This is a genomic window from Sphingobacterium sp. UBA2480, assembly GCF_002341965.1.
In the GTDB taxonomy this organism is placed as follows: domain Bacteria; phylum Bacteroidota; class Bacteroidia; order Sphingobacteriales; family Sphingobacteriaceae; genus Sphingobacterium; species Sphingobacterium multivorum.
The window spans coordinates 86,745-107,214 of the sequence record NZ_DDPA01000003.1; the positions used below are offsets into that span (position 1 = coordinate 86,745).

General features: G+C 40.1%; 11 protein-coding genes. 7 read left to right on the forward strand and 4 right to left on the reverse strand.

Translation table 11 applies throughout. The features are described 5' to 3' along the window. Window positions 1-9: 9 nt before the first annotated feature. Entirely contained in the window at window positions 10-3,129 is a 3,120-nt protein-coding gene (locus B3600_RS06285; RefSeq protein WP_286752419.1) for a SusC/RagA family TonB-linked outer membrane protein, read from the reverse strand. Window positions 3,130-3,558: 429 nt separating this feature from the next. On the opposite strand from B3600_RS06285, the gene B3600_RS06290 reads away from it, so the two are divergent. Further along, window positions 3,559-4,170, forward strand: coding sequence for a hypothetical protein (locus tag B3600_RS06290; RefSeq protein ID WP_112373683.1), 612 nt, complete (start codon window positions 3,559-3,561; stop codon window positions 4,168-4,170). A 48-nt stretch (window positions 4,171-4,218) separates the two neighbouring features. On the opposite strand, the gene B3600_RS06295 is transcribed toward B3600_RS06290, so the two are convergent. From B3600_RS06295 to B3600_RS06305, 3 genes are all read right to left on the reverse strand, one after another. Further along, window positions 4,219-6,906 carry a carboxypeptidase-like regulatory domain-containing protein gene (locus B3600_RS06295; RefSeq protein ID WP_286752420.1) on the reverse strand — a complete coding sequence of 896 codons (2,688 nt, stop codon included), beginning with the start codon at window positions 6,904-6,906 and terminating at the stop codon, window positions 4,219-4,221. A 293-nt stretch (window positions 6,907-7,199) separates the two neighbouring features. After that, window positions 7,200-8,732 carry a sulfatase family protein gene (locus B3600_RS06300; RefSeq protein ID WP_286752421.1) on the reverse strand — a complete coding sequence of 511 codons (1,533 nt, stop codon included), beginning with the start codon at window positions 8,730-8,732 and terminating at the stop codon, window positions 7,200-7,202. A 336-nt stretch (window positions 8,733-9,068) separates the two neighbouring features. Further along, window positions 9,069-9,797, reverse strand: a complete 729-nt coding sequence (locus B3600_RS06305; RefSeq protein ID WP_112373680.1) for a FadR/GntR family transcriptional regulator — start codon at window positions 9,795-9,797, stop codon at window positions 9,069-9,071. Between the two features lie 148 nt (window positions 9,798-9,945). Between B3600_RS06305 and B3600_RS06310 the strand changes: the two genes are divergently transcribed. The 6 genes from B3600_RS06310 to B3600_RS06335 all read left to right on the forward strand — a co-directional run bounded on the left by B3600_RS06310 (window position 9,946) and on the right by B3600_RS06335 (window position 20,458). Next, complete coding sequence (locus B3600_RS06310; RefSeq protein ID WP_286752422.1) at window positions 9,946-13,233, forward strand: SusC/RagA family TonB-linked outer membrane protein; 3,288 nt, start codon at window positions 9,946-9,948, stop codon at window positions 13,231-13,233. 9 nt (window positions 13,234-13,242) lie between these two features. Continuing rightward, window positions 13,243-14,808, forward strand: a complete 1,566-nt coding sequence (locus B3600_RS06315) for a RagB/SusD family nutrient uptake outer membrane protein (protein ID WP_286752423.1) — start codon at window positions 13,243-13,245, stop codon at window positions 14,806-14,808. A 74-nt stretch (window positions 14,809-14,882) separates the two neighbouring features. Beyond that, on the forward strand, window positions 14,883-15,803 hold the full coding sequence (locus B3600_RS06320) for a dihydrodipicolinate synthase family protein (protein ID WP_115049664.1): 921 nt from the start codon (window positions 14,883-14,885) through the stop codon (window positions 15,801-15,803). A gap of 88 nt (window positions 15,804-15,891) precedes the next feature. Further along, window positions 15,892-17,031 (forward strand): hypothetical protein, encoded by a 1,140-nt coding sequence (locus B3600_RS06325; protein WP_286752424.1) that lies wholly within the window; start codon window positions 15,892-15,894, stop codon window positions 17,029-17,031. A gap of 51 nt (window positions 17,032-17,082) precedes the next feature. Beyond that, window positions 17,083-18,318, forward strand: a complete 1,236-nt coding sequence (locus tag B3600_RS06330; RefSeq protein ID WP_286752425.1) for an MFS transporter — start codon at window positions 17,083-17,085, stop codon at window positions 18,316-18,318. 34 nt (window positions 18,319-18,352) lie between these two features. After that, window positions 18,353-20,458: a GDSL-type esterase/lipase family protein gene (locus B3600_RS06335; RefSeq protein ID WP_286752426.1), complete on the forward strand. Its 2,106-nt coding sequence runs from the start codon at window positions 18,353-18,355 to the stop codon at window positions 20,456-20,458. Window positions 20,459-20,470: the final 12 nt, after the last annotated feature.

Here is a 20,470-nt window from a genome sequence, read left to right on the forward strand (position 1 = left end):
TTCATTTTCTTAAAACTTCAGGTTCAAATTGAAACCAAAGCTTCTGGTTGTCGGCAATTGCAAACTTTCCAAACCTTGGGCATTTCCTGTATTAAAAGCTGTTTCCGGATCAATGTTGGGCGCATTTTTATGAATAATCCACAAATTACGACCTACTAAAGAGAAAGATGCTCCCTGAAAACCAATTTTGGAAATCCAGCGATTGGGTAATTGGTAACCTAGTTTTACCTCGCGCAACTTGACATAGGAAGCATCGAATACATTTGCTTCATTGGTTCTATATAACGTTTTATAATATTGTTGTGCCGAAACAACTTTCGTGTTTTCCGAACCATCTGCATTAACGCCATCTGCAATAATACCGTCATCATAGGTAATACCGTTGACAGTATAACTCAAGCCGCCATGTTCAGCATCTCTTCCTGGAAGCGTGGAGGCTAATACTCCTGTTCCTGTACCGGTAGCATTCGTGCCAGAATACAGTTTTCCACCATGTTTGATGTCGATCAAAAAGCTTAGATCAAAGTCTTTGTAACGGAATTGATTGGTAATGCCACCTAACCAGTTGGGTGTAAATTTTCCAAAATAATGGTTGACAGGGTCGGTAGCAGGTGTCCCATCTGCATTTACAATAATACGTCCGGCGTCATTTCGTAAAAAGCCGGTTCCGTAGAGAGTTCCGTAGGGTTTCCCGACTGCAGCCAGGACCTGTACTGTTCCCGAAGAACCGATCGTATAGCTTTTTAATAATCCGGCATCATCTAATTCTACGACTTTACTTTTATTCGTCGCAAAGTTTACATTGATGTCCCATTGAAAATCCTGTTTTTTTAACGGGGTAACACCGAGTTGAATTTCCAACCCTTTATTATTGATTTTTCCGGCGTTGACAAGTTGTTTTTTGTAACCTGTTGAAGGGCTAACATCAACGCTTAGGATTTGATTGATACTATTGATATCATATAAACTTAGATCCAAACGTACCCGACTTTTGAAGAAGGCCAACTCGGTACCTAATTCCGTCGAGGTTGTTGTTTCAGGTTTTAGATCTGGATTTTTCTTGATGTCATTGACTGATAATTGCGGGCTATTTCCGTAAGGCGCACTAAAAAGATAAGAATCTATTAAATTAAATGGATCGGTGTCTTTACCTACTTTAGACCATCCGCCACGTAATTTCCAAAAAGAGAGTATATTGCTTTGAATAGCAAGAGCATCTGTCAATACGATACTTGCGTTTGCTGATGGGTAGAAATAAGATAGGTTATCAACGGGTAAAGTTGAAGACCAATCATTTCGTGCCGTCAGATTCAAAAAAGCATAATTCTTATAGCCTAATTGTGCGGAAGAAAAAATGCTGTAAGCTTTCAAGGGACTATACTCACCTGTTGAGATCAACGCATCTCTCGAGTTTGCCAGCGTGTATACGTCAGGTACTGCCAAACGCGGTGCCTTTTGGTTATTCCGTTGTCGGGACTGGCTTCGTATATTTCCACCCCCTAGGATGTCCAATGTGAAGTCATTGGAAAGGGGACGGTTATAATTTAAAGTAAACTCCGTATTATTTTCATTTACGGTGTAAGCATCCTCTTCGTAAGAGCCATAGGGCGTACCATTCGTGCCATATGCGATTCTAATTTTACGCCGATCCGTATAATAATCGTTACCTGTACGGAAGTTTGCCGTCAAATGCTTATTGATTTTATAGTTCAAACCAATATTGCCAAAAATGCGGTCGCGCTGCTGCTGAACCGTATTCTCTTCCGCAATGAAATAAGGGTTGCTATAATAACTATTGTTCCAATTGACTAGATTGCCGTTAGCATCCCGATAATTTTTTAGACGCGAAACATCCACTTGCCTTCCAAACCACGTAAATTGTAACATGTAACCATTCGAACGGAAACCGCCAACACCTGGTAAATTACCAGAATTCGTGCGTACATAGTTTGCGTTGGCCGTAAGGGTTAGATCTTCTGTGATTTTATAACGTGTATTAATATTGAAATTGTTTTTTTCAATGGAAGAATTTGGAACAATCCCCGTTTGATTGCTATTATTATACGAGAAACGGTAATCAATTTTGTCAGTTGCATCGGCAATTGAAATACCATTGTTTAAGGTTCTTCCCGTACCAAAGAAACTCCTGACGTTATCTGGATGTGCTACAAATGGCACGGCTTCACCATTGGAATAAAACTGAGGAATCAGTCTGCCGTCCATCTTTGGCCCCCAGCTTTCGTCCACACCATCATTTATCCCACCACCCTTGCCATCTACATAGCTAAATTTTCCATCGGCACCTTGTCCGAAAACATTTTGATAATCGGGTAAAACGGCAAGTCGTTCGATTGTATTATTTGAATTGATGTTTATTCCTAGTCCTTTGCGTTTTTTTCCGGATTTTGTTGTAATCAAAATTACACCTGCGGCGGCCCTTGAACCATATAATGCAGCGGCATTAGGTCCTTTTAGTACACTGATGGATTCAATATCTTCACTGTTGATGTCTGAGATTGCATTAGCATAATCCCGATTACCGCTCGTACCCAACTGGGAATTATCAACGGGGGTTCCGTCGATCACAAATAATGGCTGATTATTTCCCGCAATTGATGTTTCTCCGCGGATAATAATCCGGGAGGACCCCATATTACCTTGGCTATTTGTTACCTGAACGCCAGCAACCTTTCCCGCAAGTGAATTGACTAAATTACTTTCTTTAGCTTCCGAAAGATCCTTTCCTTTCAGCTCCTGAATAGAATATCCCAATGTCTTTTTTTCCTTCGAGATATTTAATGCCGTCACAACGACTTCGTCGAGCTGTGAAGTCGTTGGCAGAAGTTGAACAGTCGTGAAACCTGTAGGATTGGTTTGAACAGTCCTAGTTTCAAAGCCAATGTATTGAATGCTGATGTTGAGTGAGCTTCCGGTCGAAGGGAACTCAAATAATCCATTTGCATCTGTTTGAACCTGCTTTTTACTGCTTGTTTCGGTAACTGTAGCCCCTTGGATAGAATTGTTGTTGTTGTCGACTACCTTTCCTTTTATAGTGGTTTGTGCGTATAGCGCGCCAGTACTAAGACAAAGCGCGGCCATTACGACAAAATTTATGTTATTTTTTGCCATATTAATTATAATTGTGAGTTTATTGTTTGAGTTGGGTTATAGGAGATATTTGAAATTTACCTGTAAAAACATCCCCTTAGGACATTCGTTTTTCAAGGATATTATCTGTATGCTGTTTCATGTGTTAAAAAATGTTAATGCAAATATATAAAATCTACCTGATAACTATACTTTGTTTTTTTGTTTTTTGTAATTTTTGAGTCAGAATGATGAGATGTAGTCGTTAAAGGAGCGGGGAGGCTAATTAATCAAGTTCGTTTTCTTTCCGGAATACCTTCATATGTTCTATGCAATATGTTGCCTATCAGAATATTGATTGGCGGATACGAATCATAAACGGCGACGCACGAATTGTAAATCTTTGTATTCTTAAATAGGAAAGGGTAACATTCTTGTTCAGCCATTCCATGTAATAAAACGTATAACGCAATGATTATTTTTGGCACAAGAACAAAGGTATTAGCTAACAGATCGCAATCGGCGATTGGCAACTGTGCATATTGTGGTACTGCTCAGTCTCTTTTTGCATACAGACAAGTGAAGTACATTCATATTTTTTGGATACCCCTATTTCCATATGCCTCGGAGATTATTACCATGTGTACCCATTGCAAAAAGCTAAGTTATCAACGTGAAATCGACCCACAAACACTTCAGTCCATATCATCGGGAACTATCCGTAAAACACCTATTGGATATTTTGCGGGCTTAGTTCTGATTGGACTTTTTGTATCCGCTATTGTTATAGCAGGAATTTCCGGTGCAAAAAAGAAGGAAAAATACCTGAAAGATCCAAAGGTTGGCGATGTGTATGAGGTTTCTTATACAAAAGATGGAAAAACCATGCGTACGCTTTATCGCATCGCCAATTTAACGAAAGACTCTGTTACCTTTGACCTAAACGATTATGAAGCGGATAGCCGAAAGGGCCTACGCAAATTGCGCGAGCAACATGCAGATAGCTATTCTGAAAAGCAACGTTTATCACGAGCTGAACTTGAAGAAATGAAAAGTAAGATATCGAATATTGAAAGATTGTAATGATTATTTTTATCGTTGTTATGAACAAGCTTCAGCTCTTTACCTGATCTATTTCTTTGTTTTGACAATATTAAACTTGTGAATATAACCTACCATAAAATATTGTTTTAATGTTAGTGAATTTCCAAAATACGTCCTGTTGCCCTGACTGCCCCAATAATTTTGGGTATTCTGATTCAATATGTCAAAGCCAGTCAATTTTAGCTGTGAATTGTTTTTCAATGTGTAATAGACTGAAGCATTTAAGATATGGTAGTTTTTTCTTCCACTCAATCCGCTGGCCCGGTTATCTAGCGAGTAGGTAGATTCCAATGAAAACCCGTGGATCGGATTAATATTCAATCCTGCGCCAATTTTATGTGTTGAATAGGTTGATTCAATAAAGTCGGGGTTATCTTTTACCGAATTTATGTTTTTGTTCCAAGAATAAGTGTACTGTGGTGATATCGTCACCATGTTTTTCCACGTCGCGGAAAATTGTTGGCTGGCATTAATCCCTATATTGGTCCCTTTATTATCAACATCATTGATGGAACTATAATTTTCATAGGTGTAGATATTGTTGTTTTGCGATAGATAGAATGACCAATTTTTATTAGCTTTTAGGTTGTATCTCAGGTAAGTATAGGCACTATAGTTATATTTTGAGCCAGCGAGAAACATCTGGGTGGTCATTTGTCCTGTATTGTTGTTTCGCCAGCTACGGCTCCCGATGCTGTTATTGACATAATTGATATTTCCATTTACATTAAACTGCAATTTCGAGGTATACTTATAGTAGGATATACTAACATTCTGTTTTTCGATATTGTTGAATATAAAAGATGTCTTTCGCGTATACAATGGATTTAGATCCATGACGAGCTGTTGAATTCCGTAGAGTTCGGGAGACTCGAGATCTTTGTACCAGCCGAGGTTTAGATCTTTATAACGGATGTTAATATTGGGAAGCCAGTAGCCTAAAGATGATTTCTCGACCGAATTGATTTTAAGTAAATCAAAATGATTTGCCTTTACTTGATAGGCTGTTCCAAACTTTACGTTGAAATCTTTGGTTGGTCTCCAGTAAAATATAATCCCCGTAATATAATCCTGGTATTTGTAACGGTAACTATTTTCATAGGGAGCAGCATGTACTTCTCCAGTACTGTCGCGGTTGATGTACACACTCTCCTGTGGTCCCTGCCGGTTGGTGACATAGGTAAAATAATAATCAAAGTTGAGTTTTTTAATAGTTTTATTGTAATAGGCAGCACTAAAATAGAGATTGTTGGAATTATTTTGTGTTAGGTTTTTATGCCATAGACTAGTTTGAGGATTCGCTGTATCGTAAATATTGGTAAGCTGGAAAGAGCTGTCGGTCTTTTCATTGGTATTGATGGAAACCGTATTTCTAAACGATACAATATGATTTTTATGGAGTTGTTTTTCGATATAGAAACCATGTGAATAGTTTAGTGTATTTTCATTATTTCCTCCTGTACCTGTTGCGTCATTTAGTTTTTTGAGATCCGTATAGGAGCGGTTCCTTCCTAAGGTTGAGCTGTTTTTTGTATTGATACCCAAACTCGGTGTAAATTCAAAGTAGGCTGTGGTGTCCATGCGATGACGGAGCAGGGTTTTGATATTATGCCCTACAGATCTCTCCTGTTGTTGGTAATTGGATTCTGAATATTGTTTTTCCTGGTCGAATAAAGAAATTTGATTGCCTGTATTCTGATTTTCGGCTTTATTATATTTCAGCATATACATGATATTCAACTTGGTTTTCTTTCCCCAGTCATTGTTGAGGTTAAATCCTAAGCCTATATCGTTGGCTTTACCTGAATAGTTTCTACCTCCAAAATTATCAAAACCATAATTTTCGGAACGACCAAGCCCAGCTTCTTGGTTCAATTCATTGTAGTCAAAACTTTGGCGGTTAATGTTATTTCCGAAACCGATTAAACTCAGCTGGAGTGTATCCTTAAATGTATTGAATAAACCGCCAGCCTCATATCTACTCCGGGTACCGGCACTGCCATAGAGCTTACCGAAGCTCGCTCTGAGGAAATCTTTCTTAAATTTTAAATTAATCGTGATCGGCAGTTTATCTTCGTCTTCATTATCCTTTTTTGTTTCACCCTTATCACGGTACACCTGTACAGTTTTAATAAGCGAAGCGTCCAGGTTTCGTGTAGCAATACGGAGATCACTCGAAAAGAAATCCTTGTCATTTACTTTTACTTTTGAAACCTCTTTTCCTTGATAGTAAATCGAACCATCCATATTGACCTGCAGACCAGGTAGTTCTTTGAGCAATTCCTCTACGTTGGCATTGGGGCGAGTTTTGAAGAAGTTGGTGTTATATTCTAACGTATCTTTATTCATCCGCACGGGGGGAACGATATTGACGACTACTTCATCGAGACTTTTGGAATCGAGCTTTAATAGAGTGAAATCATAATTTTCTCCGTTAGGAATATTGAATTCTTGACGAAAGGGATTTGCATTGACATGTGAAATAAAAAGTGTTAGTGCGGTGCCTGTTGGAATTTTAACAAATTCAAACTTACCTTTTGTATCAGTAAGGAGATAGGAAACCACGGAAGAGTCTTTTGAATTGAGAATCGTTACAGTTGCTTTTTCTAATGGTTCCGCGTTTTGAGAAAATACCGTTCCGAGAACTTTTCCCTTCGATTGGCCTATAACTATAGTTGTGGTTAGTAATAAAATTAAAAATAAGTAAATTTTCATAAAATTTAAGTACGTATATCTTGGCTATATTGAGGGTCAAAATGATTAAATGTAAATCATTTTAATACAATATTAAAGAAATGAATTTTATATTATAAATGAAAATTTATTAAAAAAACAATCGATTGCGGATTTTATTTGTTACAATATCTTTTGAATTATTTGTTTGAAGGGCAATCTTTTTGCGATGATTATATTGTGCTTCACGATATAGCTAGCATTTTGATAAGTAAGTTGAAGAAGGGTATTGTATTAAAATGAGGGTATCCAGTAAATCGGATACCCTCATGGCATTATTGGTCGATGTTGATTTTGTAAATTGCTTCTGCTTCTTTGTCATCAAATTGTCGCATTTGCGTGAGAAGTTTCTTTTTCATCCGTTTGACGACGCTTCGATAGGTAGGATCCTTGTAGACATTATGGAGTTCATTGGGATCCTTTTGAAGGTCAAAGAGTTCCCAATTTTCGATCCGTTTATAATAGCGGATCAATTTATACCGATCATCACGAACACCAAAGTGGGGGCTCACGGCATGTTCGCCATTTTCAAAATAATGATAGAACAGATCTTTCCGATGTTCCTCGCTGTTATTTTTCAGAACATGAACAAAAGATTCACCTTGCATATCTTTCGGTTTTTGGATAGCAGCTAATTCCAATAGCGTGGGAGCGATATCAGCGTTGACAATTTTAGCATTTATAGTTGAGTTTGGGTGTAACAGGGCTGGGTACCGCATGACCATTGGTGTACGAAAAGACTCCTCATACATCCAACGTTTATCGAACCAGCCATGTTCACCCATATAAAAACCTTGGTCTGAAAGATAGATTACAATTGTATTTTCAGCGAGGGATTTTCGATCTAAATAATCCAATACTTTCCCGATGTTGCGGTCCATGGATTGGGCAGTATTGAGATAATCAATCATATATCGTCTAAATTTCCATTCAGCGAGCTGTTTTCCTGTCAAATTACCCTGTTTCAACTGTTCATAAATAGGACGGTAATAGGCGATATAGCTGTCCTTTTGAGTTTGGTTCATCCGCTTGAAGTTACCGTCGGCCATCATGTCTTCCAACGAATTGAACATTTTGAGATCGTAGCCCATTTTCATGTCCTTGTCAATGGACATTTCCTGCAATGCAGCTGCCGGCCTACTTTGGTAATTGTCGTAGAAAGTAGCCGGTAAGGTGAATTTTACAGCATCATAGCTCCCAAAGTCCTTTGGATCCGGCATCCAGGTACGGTGTGTAGCTTTGTGACCGATGATTAGACAAAAGGGCTTCTCAGCATCTACGGTATCTAACCAATCAATTGCTTTTTCGGTTACGATATCGGATACATACCCTTCAGTGCGTTTGCGGCCCTCTTTGCTGATAAAATCTGGATTAAAATAGGTTCCCTGCCCAACAAGAATGTCATAATAGTTGAAACCTTGCAGTTTGTCTCCTAAGTGAATTTTACCCACCCAAGCGGTATTGTAACCTACGTTTTGGAGCTGTTTCACAAAAAGATCTTGGCTAAAGTCGAATTCAGAAGTTTCATTGTCTTTGAATCCATTTTTATGGCTGTACTTGCCCGTCAATAATGTAGCCCGGGATGGTCCGCAGATGGAATTGTTTACAAACGCATTTTTAAATAGAGCACCCTGAGCAGCGATGCGATCTATCTGTGGTGTTTTTCCGTATTTCGAACCATAGGCGCCTATTGCCTGATAGGCATGATCATCGGAAATAATGATAATGATATTAGGCTTTTTTTGTGCAAATGTATTTTTATGCAGAAATGTTGCGAGTACAGCAAATAAAAAGATCCTGAGTTTCATTGTGTTTTCGGTTTAAATTGAATGAATCAAGCTTTTTTAAGCTATGCGATTTGAAATAGTATAGCGTTAGCGAAGCATTATAATGCTGACTAAGATAATGATTATTATGTATTACATAAAATAATTAAGTGAGTGAATTTACTTTTTCATATCATTGCCGCTGTATTTTTGATTCGGATTACAATGAGAATAAAGGATAGATCAGATCTTTTTTATAGGACAATTATGGGATTTAAGGCAATATTAAGTGTATACTCTTCGCTTTAGTAGATGCTTAAAGCCCAACCATATAATCGGGCCTTTCTATCGTAAAGTGAATCAATCCTGTTAAACAGATTATCCAATAGATTTCTTATATAAAAAGAGGCGCTGATAATGATTATCAAGATGCTTGCGCATGGCATTTCGAAACACCTCAGCATTGCCCACCTTCAATATATCTACTAGGCCTCGGTGTGAGATAAAGCTTTTCGATGAGCTGGGACTGGTCAGTAAGCCACTGCTGTGCACATACTGAAAAACAGGTAAAAGCATGTTCTGAAAGTCTTTGAGAATCGTATTTCCAGTTATTTCGTAAAGCTTACCATGGAAGGCAATTTCAGTTTCAATGTCGAAAATAGTATTATCTGCATCTATAGGTTCTTTTGCAACGATCGCTTCCAATTCCTCAATGTCCTTTTCTTGTATATGTTCAAAGAGAATATCCGCCATACCTATCTCCAGAACCATACGCATTTCAAAAAGATCCTGTAAGGTCTTGTTTTCCATAATGGTCGGATAAAGTGATTTGCGTAGGGGTTTTATAAGATCTGGACTCGTTAAAACAGCTCCGCGATGTTTTTTGGACTCGATCAATCCGACCATACGCAACCGCAACATGGCTTCGCGAACCACCGTACGACTTACGCCAAGGGTTTCTGCCAGCTCAATTTCCTTAGGTAAAGCATCTCCAACCTTTAAGCCTTGATTGACAAAAAGATTGATGATTTCTTTTTCGGCACGATCTACAAGAGAAGAAGTATCAATTGTATTCAGATGTTCTATGAGCGAAGAATTCGGTTCCATATATATTACATAATAGCGCATTAGGCGCGATAAGGCAAAGATAATTAATAAATGTGATTAATATGTTATACATAATTTAATTAAAATTTGTTTTTTACATTTTGTAATTTATATATTTGCATATATGTAATACTTAATACAAACCAATATGTATTCAAACCTAAAATTACGAACCCTTCTCAGCCTGTCTATTTTGATGGGCAACATGCTCTTAGCGCAAGCACAAGACCATGCCGTGCGGGGTAAAATTACCGATGCAAAGACAGGGGAATTGCTTGGCAATGTTACTGTAAAAGTCAAAGGGTCCAGCCAATCTTTGCAGACAAACGCTGATGGAACATTCTCGATCAGCACGAATCCCAATACCGTATTAATGATCACGTCTACGGGGTATAGACCATATGAAGTGAAAGTTGGGCAATTAAATCAATTGGATATCAAACTCGAGTCCAAGGTTGAGCAAATGGATGAAGTCGTGGTGGTGGGGTATGGAAAAATGAAGAAGTCGAATTTAACGGGGTCTGTAAGCAGCTTGGATAAAAAAGTGCTTGAAACTGGAGTTCGCTCGAACCCAGCTTCTGCTTTAGCGGGTACGATACCGGGTATTCGAGTGCAGCAAACTTCAGGAAGACCGGGAGCTGTACCCACGGTTGTGCTTCGAGGTGGGACTACGTATGGCGGCGGTGGCACGCCATTGGTTATTGTTGACGGCTTGATTAGAAATGGATTTAATGACATTAATCAAAATGACATTGAATCGATAGATGTCTTAAAAGATGCTTCTGCTACAGCAATTTATGGTGCTAGGGCTGCAAACGGTGTGATATTGATAACCACAAAAAGGGGAAAAGAAGGTGTTTCCAATATTACATTGTCGTCTAAAGTTGGTGTCAATAAATTGAACAACCCTTTTGATTTCCTAAGTGCCGAAGATTACTTAAACTGGAGTAGAAAAGGTGTTCAGGTATCTGGGCAATATCAACCGTCCCAATTGAATCAATTAACGAGTGTGGGCCCCTTTGGTACGGGGAATAAATATAAGGATGATAAAGGAAATATCCTAGATGGTAATCTTACCAGCAATGCCGTGTGGAGTACCATGTTGCTCGATGATACCAATCGTGAATTGTTGCAACAGGGATGGCAGACCATGATTGATCCTGTAACTGGAAAAGAACTAATTTTTAAAGATTTTGATTATGCTAAATATGCACTTCGTGATGCTAGTTTGACGCAAGATTATAATATCGCATTACAAGGTGGGAACGATAAAGGTAAATATTATGGAAGTGTGGGGAAGTATAACGAGAAAGGGATGCCAATCAATACTTTTTATGATCGTACAACTTTTGTGTTAAATGGCGAATATAAAGTTAAACCTTGGCTACATTCATTGTCAGGGGTGAATTTCGCGTATACGAAATGGCGTGACGCTATTAACGGAGAAGGAAACTATATGACGCGGGCACTGGGGGCCCCTCCAACAATGCGTGGTACAAATGCCAATGGAGATCTGCTCGTTGGTCGTGATTATCAAGATGGGAACCCTCTGGTAAATGATGATAAGTTCATTCGTAAAAATCTAAATCAGAAGCTTACGCTTACCCAAGCTTTTACAATTAATTTTTTGGAGAATCTTAGCTTACGCGTCAGTGGAAACTGGTTTTTTAACCAGTCTACTTCGGAGTCCTTTAATAAGGATTATATAGCCAGCCCAGGAAATTATGTTCGCACAAGAAATTCCTCGGCTTCCTATGATAAAATATATAATCAAACCTATAACGCAGTCTTAAATTACAGAACTGAAATCGCGAGTTCGCATCATATTGACGCGATGTTGGGGTCGGAATTTTTTGATACGTATAACAATGGATTTACAGCTGCGGGAAGTGGAGCTCCAACAGACGACTTTATGGATCTTGGATTAACGAGTCCAGAGGCCAATAAAAGAAGTATCGATTCATACCATGATCGACAACGTATCATGTCCTATTTTGGACGAGTAAACTATGACTATAAAGAAAAATACCTTTTGACATTGACTGCACGTAGAGATGGTTATTCGACATTACTAAATAATCGATGGGGAACCTTTCCTGGAGTTTCAGTCGGTTGGGCTCTACACCGTGAAGATTTCCTGAAGGATTATTTAGGCACTGATAAAGTCGTAAATACGTTAAAATTACGCGCTAGTTATGGAGGGAACGGTAATGTCAGTGGAATCGGATCTTATACACTTCAAGGTTCATATGGCACAAACAAGTATGATGGGCAAGTGGGGTACACCATGTCCACGCTTTCAATTCCAAACCTCAAATGGGAGAGTTTGATTACAAAAGAAGTCGGACTTGAATCCAGAATCTTAAATAAGATTGATTTGAGTCTTGCCTATTATCATCGGACGACTAAAGATAAGATTGCAAGTTTATCATTACCAGCTTCAGCCGGTTTTACTACAATTACGACCAACAATGGTGATATGCAGAATCAGGGAGTCGAAATTGGGGTGAATTATCAAATGCTGAGAAGGAAAGATTGGGATCTAAGCTTTAATTGGAATACGGCGTATAATAAGAACAAGATCTTAAAATTGCCTTTTAATGGCGTTGAAAATAACAGACAAGGCGGTTTACAGGTTTATGATCCAAACTCCAAAGAACTCATTTGGGTAGGAGGCAATCAGGAGGGGCAAGACCCGAATGTTGCTTATGCTTATGAAGCCATCGGGATCATTCGGACAAAAGAACAGTTGGATAGCTATGCCTTGCAATTGAAGGATCTGATCGGTGCACGTACATTGGTACATCCGGATGTCTATAATGCGTTGTCCAGTAGTGAGAAGAATTTATACTATCCATTAGCTTTAGGCGATGTTATGTGGAAGGATGTAAACGGAGATGGTATAATCAATTCTTATGATAGGGTGTATATGGGAAATACAGTGCCGAGATGGACGGGCGGATTTGGTGCAGCTTTGCGCTGGAAGAATATTAACTTGAGTACCCGTTTTGATTACGCATTGGGCTATGTTGCTTATGACGGACCGAGAGCCTGGTTTCTTGGAATGATGCAGGGAACATTCAATACGACAACAAGTGTATTTGATACATGGACACCTGAAAATCCAAATGCAAAATATCCGACTTATTATTGGGCAGATCAATTATTTAAAAATAATACGAGTCGGGAAAGTAGTATGTTTTATAATAAAGGAAATTATCTGGCATTTAGAGAGATTAATGTCTCTTATCGCTTGCCTAAATCCATTGCTAACCGATTAAAAATGGAAGATTTAAGCATCTCCGCCACAGGCCAAAATTTACACTATTGGTCAAAAAATACATTGTTCTCCCCTGAAAGTGGAAGTGTGGGACAAAATGGAGGCGGATACCCTCTTCCTAAAACATTTATACTTGGGCTTCAATTAACATTTTAATTCCAAATTATGAAAAAGATATTTATATATATAGGTCTTGCAGTCTTTCTGTTTTCTTCTTGCAAAGAAATTGACTTAGACCTTAGTCCCGAGGATTACTTTGCCAGCGGCAGTTTCTGGAAAAGCAACGAGCAGGTTGCTGGTGCTATGTTGGGACTCCACACCCAGTTACGTGGACAACAGCAAAACTTATGGAATTTGGGTGAACTGCGTGGGGGAACCTTAAGAGATGGTACCAGTTTTACAGGAACAGCATCATTGAACTCAGCAGGGATAATTACACAGGATATTCGTGAAAGTTCTCCTGGCATATCGGGCTGGGCTGGATTGTACGCGCCAATTTTTCAGGTAAACAATTTTATTTATCAGGTTGAGAAAGCCGATTATTTGACAGATCTGCAAAAGGGTTACTATTTGGGGCAAGCCTACGGACTGCGTGCTTTTTATTATTTCTATTTGTTTAGAACTTATGGCCGGGTGCCTTTGGTGACAGAACCACAAGCAGCAATTAATACCCCGACCTCGGCAGAAGAAGCATATAAGGCGCGAACAGAAACGGAAAAAGAAACCTTAGACTTTATCAAATCGGAAGTTGATAAATCGGAAAAATCGTTTTCAGGAAACTACGAGACTAAAAATCAAAAAGGACAATGGTCTTTGGCGGCAACAAAAATGTTAAAAACGGAGGTATATTTATGGTCGGCCAAAGTTGATGTGGATGGAAAGGCCCCAGAGAATAGTCTTGCGGAATTAAAACTTGCAAAAGCCGCTATAGAAGAAGTAATTCCTAAATATACGCTTGTCAGCAATTTTGCAGAGGCCTTTAAATCTGCCAGTGTACCAGCGATGAAAGGTAATGCTGAAATGATCTTTGTACTTCGTTACCTAAATGGAGAAGCGACTTCATTTTTCAGTAATTTCATTTATGCGGCAAGTGATGATATCACAGGCTATGTAGATGATAATGGGCAGGCAATTCCAAAAGATCCTCTTCAGGCTGGATCCACGGGTTTGATCCGTTACGAGTATAAAATGGACCTCTACAGATTATATGAAAAGGCTGATACGAGGGCAAATGCAACATTCCTTAATTTTAATAAAGGAAATACATCTGCCATAGTATTTAGAAAATTCTTGGGAACTTTGATAGACGGCGTTCGTAACTATTCTGATGATTATCCTGTTTATCGTCTATCGGAAGCCTATTTATTGTTGGCGGAAATTAAGAATAAATTGGGAGAGGATCCAACTGCCGAAATCATGGCTGTACGTAATCGGGCATACGCTGGAAAAGCACCTTTGTTTATAAATAGCAGTTTTGAGGCAAACGAATTAGCGATCTTCTATGAACGTACAAAGGAATTTGTGTCCGAGGGCAAGCGATGGTTCGATTTGCGACGCATGCAGGATTCTGCTGGAAAACCATTGGTGTTTCGTAAAGATTTGAACTTAGTCGGCGTATTGAACAATATTGATGGTCAGAAACATAAAATCTTATGGCCAATAGACTTGGGGACACTTACTGTAGATCCCAAATTAAATGATCAGCAAAATCCAGGTTATAAGGGAACCTAAAAACGAATATCCTGTCTCAATCCCACGCGAAGGTCTGAGACAGGATATTGTTAACTTTTTATATAAAATACCATATGCTAAATCAAAAAATCTCAGGATTAATTGCAGCGCCATTTACTCCTTTCGATGAAAACGGAGAATTGAATCTTGAGCTGATTCCGCAATACTATGCGATGTTAAAGCGCAACCGCGTCACGGGTGCCTTTATTTGTGGCTCTACCGGAGAAGGGGTGTCGTTGACTTTTGAGGAAAAAGTTGCAGTGATGACAGCTTGGGCCAGATTGACAAAAGAGGATGATGCATTTACACTCATGATGCTTCTGGGTGGAACGAATATCAAAGAATGCCAACAATTGGCTAGGCTGGCCGAGCAAGCAGGGGTCGATGTCGTGTCATTTACTGCACCATCTTATTTCAAACCTGCTAATGTGGATCAATTGGCAAAATGTTGTGTGGAAATTGCACGTGCGGCACCGAATACGGCTTTCTATTATTATCATATTCCTGTATTGACCGGCGGAAATTTCCAGATGATCGACCTGTTGAAGCAGATTGATGGGGTGATACCCAATTTTAAGGGAATCAAATATACACACGAAGATTTTATGGATTTTCTAAGCTGTATGAATTATGCAGATCGCAAGTATGATATGTTATGGGGAAGAGATGAGAATATGCTGTCCGCTTTGGTATTAGGTAACAAAGGAGCGGTCGGAAGTACCTATAACTACGCAGCACCTTTATACCTTGCACTTATGGAGGCTTATGATAAGGGAGAGCTTGAAAAAGCTAATGCTTTGCAGCAGCAATCTATCGATATGATCACGTTGTTAGGGAAGTATGGTGGTATTTCAGTAGGGAAAGCGTATATGAAATTAATTGGGCTTGACTGCGGAGCATTTAGATTGCCCGTGAAAAATATGTCTGTTGAGCAGTTTGAACTGTTTACGGAAGATGCGGTGAAAGTTGGCTTTCAGGGTTTTTGCGCACATTAAGTTAGCTCACTTGTTCTTGTGGGCTAACGTGTTTCCCTCAGGAGATAACTAAGAATAGCTTGGCGAGTATGTTCAACAATAAATAGATATGACAAAACAACATTGGATGGGAGTTATCGTGGGAATACTGTTTACAGGAGCTGTTGATGCGCAAGTCGGTCAATTGGAATGGCATAAAGGCATTACGTTGCCGGCTATGCAAGATGGAAAGGCGCATATTGGTTTGGCAGGACCAATAGCTGGTGTCACAGGCGATTGTCTTCTGATTGCCGGTGGAGCGAATTTCCCGCATTTACCACCCTGGGAAGGCGGTGCGAAAGAGATCCAAAAAGAAGTATTTATTTACAGAAAAGAAGGGGTAAGACTACGCTTAGCAGCGCAGGATAGTCTTTCTATGGCGGTTGCATACACTGCCAGCCTGAGTCTACCCGATGGATTGCTGGTTATCGGTGGAGAGACTCCTGAAGGAAAAACAGCCGCTTGTCGACTAATTAAATACGATGGCTCTAACAAGAAAATTTCGGTGTCAGACTTTCCGGATCTCCCATTTCCGCTTGCCAATATGGGAGCGGTAGTTTATGGGAATAAACTCGTCATCGTCGGTGGTGAAAAGCAGGATACGGTATCGGACCAAGTGTTGCAATTGGATCTGGCGCATCTTGAAAAAGGATGGGGCTGTGTGGGAAAATTACCCTATGCCGTCTCCCATGTACAATTGTTGTCTGATAGCCAAAATAATCTTTATCTACTGGGTGGAAGAAAGGCTCATCCTGAGAGCCCTTCAACGTTATACCATGAATTATGGTGCTCTACCGATGATGGTCGTACCTGGTCTAAACAGGCAGACATTCCTTTTCCTGCTGCGGCAGGAACCGCATGTTTATTACCCGACCAAGGAATATGGTTGCTGAGCGCAGATCGGGGTGATACCTTCCATCGGGTGGAATCGTTGATCTTTGACGCTAAAAAGGAAGCGAATCCATCGAAGAGACAGCAACTTATTGATGCTAAAAACAAATTGCAAATCAATCATCCTGGTTTCGGTAGAGCAATATGGCGCTATGATTTGAATCTTAAAAAATGGAGCCGGATGGCGGATCTGCCATCGGATGGGCCGGTGACCACGACAGCGGTGGTCTGGGACGACATGATCATTTTGCCTAGCGGCGAAATTAAGGCAGGCGTTCGTACTCCTGAGATTTTAGTAGCAACATTTTCTAATAAATAGGATTGAAAAAATAAGATATAAAAAATTCATATAACCCTGATAAAGCTTAAGATGATCTCTTCTTTACGACATAAATCTTTTTACCCGTGGCTCGTTGTAGCACTCCTTTGGGGGGTAGCCCTGCTGAATTATATGGACCGGCAGATGCTATCAACTATGCGCGAAGCCATGCAGGTCGATATTCCACAATTGCAGCGTGCTGAGACTTTTGGTGTATTGATGGCCGTGTTTCTTTACATCTATGGTCTTATGAGTCCGATAGCGGGTATCGTTGCCGATCGTAGCAATAGAAAATGGCTGATCGTAGGCAGTCTTTTTGTTTGGTCAGCGGTAACTTATGGTATGGGGATGGCGCACGATTACACAACACTATTGGTACTACGGGCTATTATGGGGTTTAGTGAAGCGCTGTATATCCCGACAGCCCTTTCCTTGATCGCCGATTACCATACTGGAAAAAATCGATCGCTGGCCATTGGGCTACATATGACAGGACTCTATACGGGACAGGCTTTAGGCGGTTTTGGTGCAACATTAGCCGCTTCAAAAGGATGGCATACTGCTTTTCATTGGTTTGGAATTATCGGAATATGTTATGCCCTCCTACTTGCAGTCTTGCTCCTGGAGAAGAAGCACGAACCGTCAACTGATGAGCGTACTTCAGAAGATCAATTACCCCTCTTTAAAAGCTTACTGCTGCTATTTTCCAATGTAGCATTCTGGATTCTATTGTTTTATTTCGCCGCTCCAAGCTTACCGGGTTGGGCCATCAAAAATTGGCTGCCAACATTGTTTGCAGATAGCCTAAATATTCCAATGGCCAGTGCAGGTCCATTGTCGACAATTACAATTGCGATCTCATCCTTTATCGGGGTTATCGCCGGCGGAATACTCAGTGACCGATGGGTGCAAAAACATATCCGCGGTCGCATCTATACCAGTGCCATTGGTCTTGGACTGACTATACCGGCTTTATTGTTTTTAGGGTTAGGTCAGACCTTAACTGCAGTTGTGGGGGCGGCAGTCTGTTTTGGAATTGGCTTTGGTATTTTCGATGCCAACAATATGCCTATTCTTTGTCAGGTTGTTCCCAAAAATTTGCGGGCAACCGCTTATGGCTTTATGAATATGGTAGGTGTATTTGCTGGAGCTGTCATCACACAATGGCTGGGAAGATTTAAGGATGAAGGCCATTTTGGGTTAGGCTTTGCATTATTGGGGGCTGCGGTACTGTTAGCACTTCTCTTGCAAATCCTATTTCTTAAACCGAAAACACTGGAAAAGTAACCGCAGCTATATCCTGAATGAATAAATCATGAATATGAAACCCTTCATCCACATAATGCCTATCAGTATTTCAAAAAAAGGAGGCCTACTTTTTTGTTTGATCCTTTCCATCTTAATTTCCTTGGGACAGCCCCGGACAAAGGTAGCTTGTATTGGTAACTCCGTAACCTTTGGTTATGGCCTCGGCAATCCTAGGCTGGATTCTTATCCAGGGCAGCTTCAGTCATTGTTGGGCCAGCGGTTTGAAGTACGGAATTTTGGCCATTCAGGAGCCACTCTTTTACGTAAGGGGCATAGACCTTATTTTAAAACAGAGGAATACAAGAAGGCCTTGGATTTTAAACCCGATGTTGCCATTATACATTTGGGACTCAATGATACCGATCCGAGAAACTGGCCAAATTATAAATACTCCTTTGCATCAGATTACGCGGATTTGATTGATTCCATACGATCCGTTAATCCCAAAATGCAAATTTACATCTGTCGATTGACGCCTATCTTTAGCGGTCATCCGCGTTTTCTCTCAGGAACCCGCGATTGGTACAACCAGATTCAGGAATTGATTCCTCAGATTGCTCAAAATAATCAAGTCGGACTGATTGATCTCAACACCCCGCTTCGGTATCGAATAGATCTTTTCGACGACTACTTGCATCCAAATAAGCAAGGAGCAACAATGATTGCGAGACAGGTGGCTAATGCACTGGTACCTCTTAGCCAAAAACTACAAGTGGCCGAAACCATCGGTTCGGATATGGTGCTCCAGCGTAATTGGGAGAATAGCATCTTTGGTAAGGGCACTGCTGCCGCAGAGATCAACATTGTTTTCAATAAGAAAAGCTATAAGACTAAGGTCAATCCTGATGGTTCCTGGGAAATCAAGTTACCCAAAATGGAAGCTGGGGGACCTTATGAAATCGCAGTAAGTTCTGGCAGACAGAAAGTAGTGTTGAAAAATATTCTTTTTGGCGATGTATATCTCGCTTCGGGACAATCGAATATGGCTTTTCAACTTCGCCGTGCCACAAACAGTGATTCGTTGATCAGAAATGCCGGCAGACTACACAATCTGCGCCTTTTTAAGTGCCGCAACCTTGTGGAGACCAATGCCGTTGCATGGGATACCGTAACCTTAAGGGAAGTAAACGATTTGGCCTATTTCAACGGCAGCTGGAGGCAAGCGGCTGAAGATGAAGCAGCACAGTTCTCCGCAGTAGCTTATGGTTTTGCTGAACAAATAGCCAAAGAACAACATATTCCTATTGGCATTATTGATCTGTCTGTCGGTGGATCCAATACGGAGTCGTGGATTGACCGTAAATCATTGGAAAACGATGATTTGCTGGCTTCTTATATTCATAACTGGCAAAAATCTGATTTTGTGCAGGAGTTCTGTCGGGAACGTGCGGGTCAGAATCTCGCTGGTTCGAACGTGAAAAATCAACGTCATCCGTATCAACCAGCTTACAATTTTGAAGCTGGCGTCAGCAAATGGTTAAACACCGGGTTGAAAGGAATACTGTGGTATCAAGGTGAAAGCAATGCGCATAATATAGAACTTTACGAACGTCTTTTTAAAACATTGGTTTCTTCCTGGCGGAAGAATTTTCACCAAGAACTGCCCTTTTTCTTCGCGCAGCTCTCCAGTATAGACAGGCCTTCATGGGGAGATTTTAGAAACGCACAACGCTTATTGGAAAAGGGCATTAAAGGTACATACATGGCCGTAACGCTCGATGTAGGAGATTCTTTGGATGTACATCCCCGTGAAAAGATTACAATAGGCCAGCGCTTGGCAAATTTAGTGCAGGAACACTTGTATAACGTTGAACTGAATGCCGATCATCCTGAGCCGGTCAGTTGTGCATTTCATGAGGATAAGCTGGTATTGATATTTGATCAATGTAAAAAATTAAAAACTCAGGAAAATACAGCGGTAAGAGGGTTTCAGCTGATGGACAATAAAGGACGGATTTTCAATGTAAACGCAAATATCCTATCAGATAATACCATCGAGATCGTTAAACCGAATTTCCAAATCACCAAAATCCTGTATGGATTCGAACCATTCAGTAGAGCAAATCTTCAAAATGAAATTGGAACACCGGTATCCACTTTCGCTTTGAAGATTCAATAAATAGAAATGAAT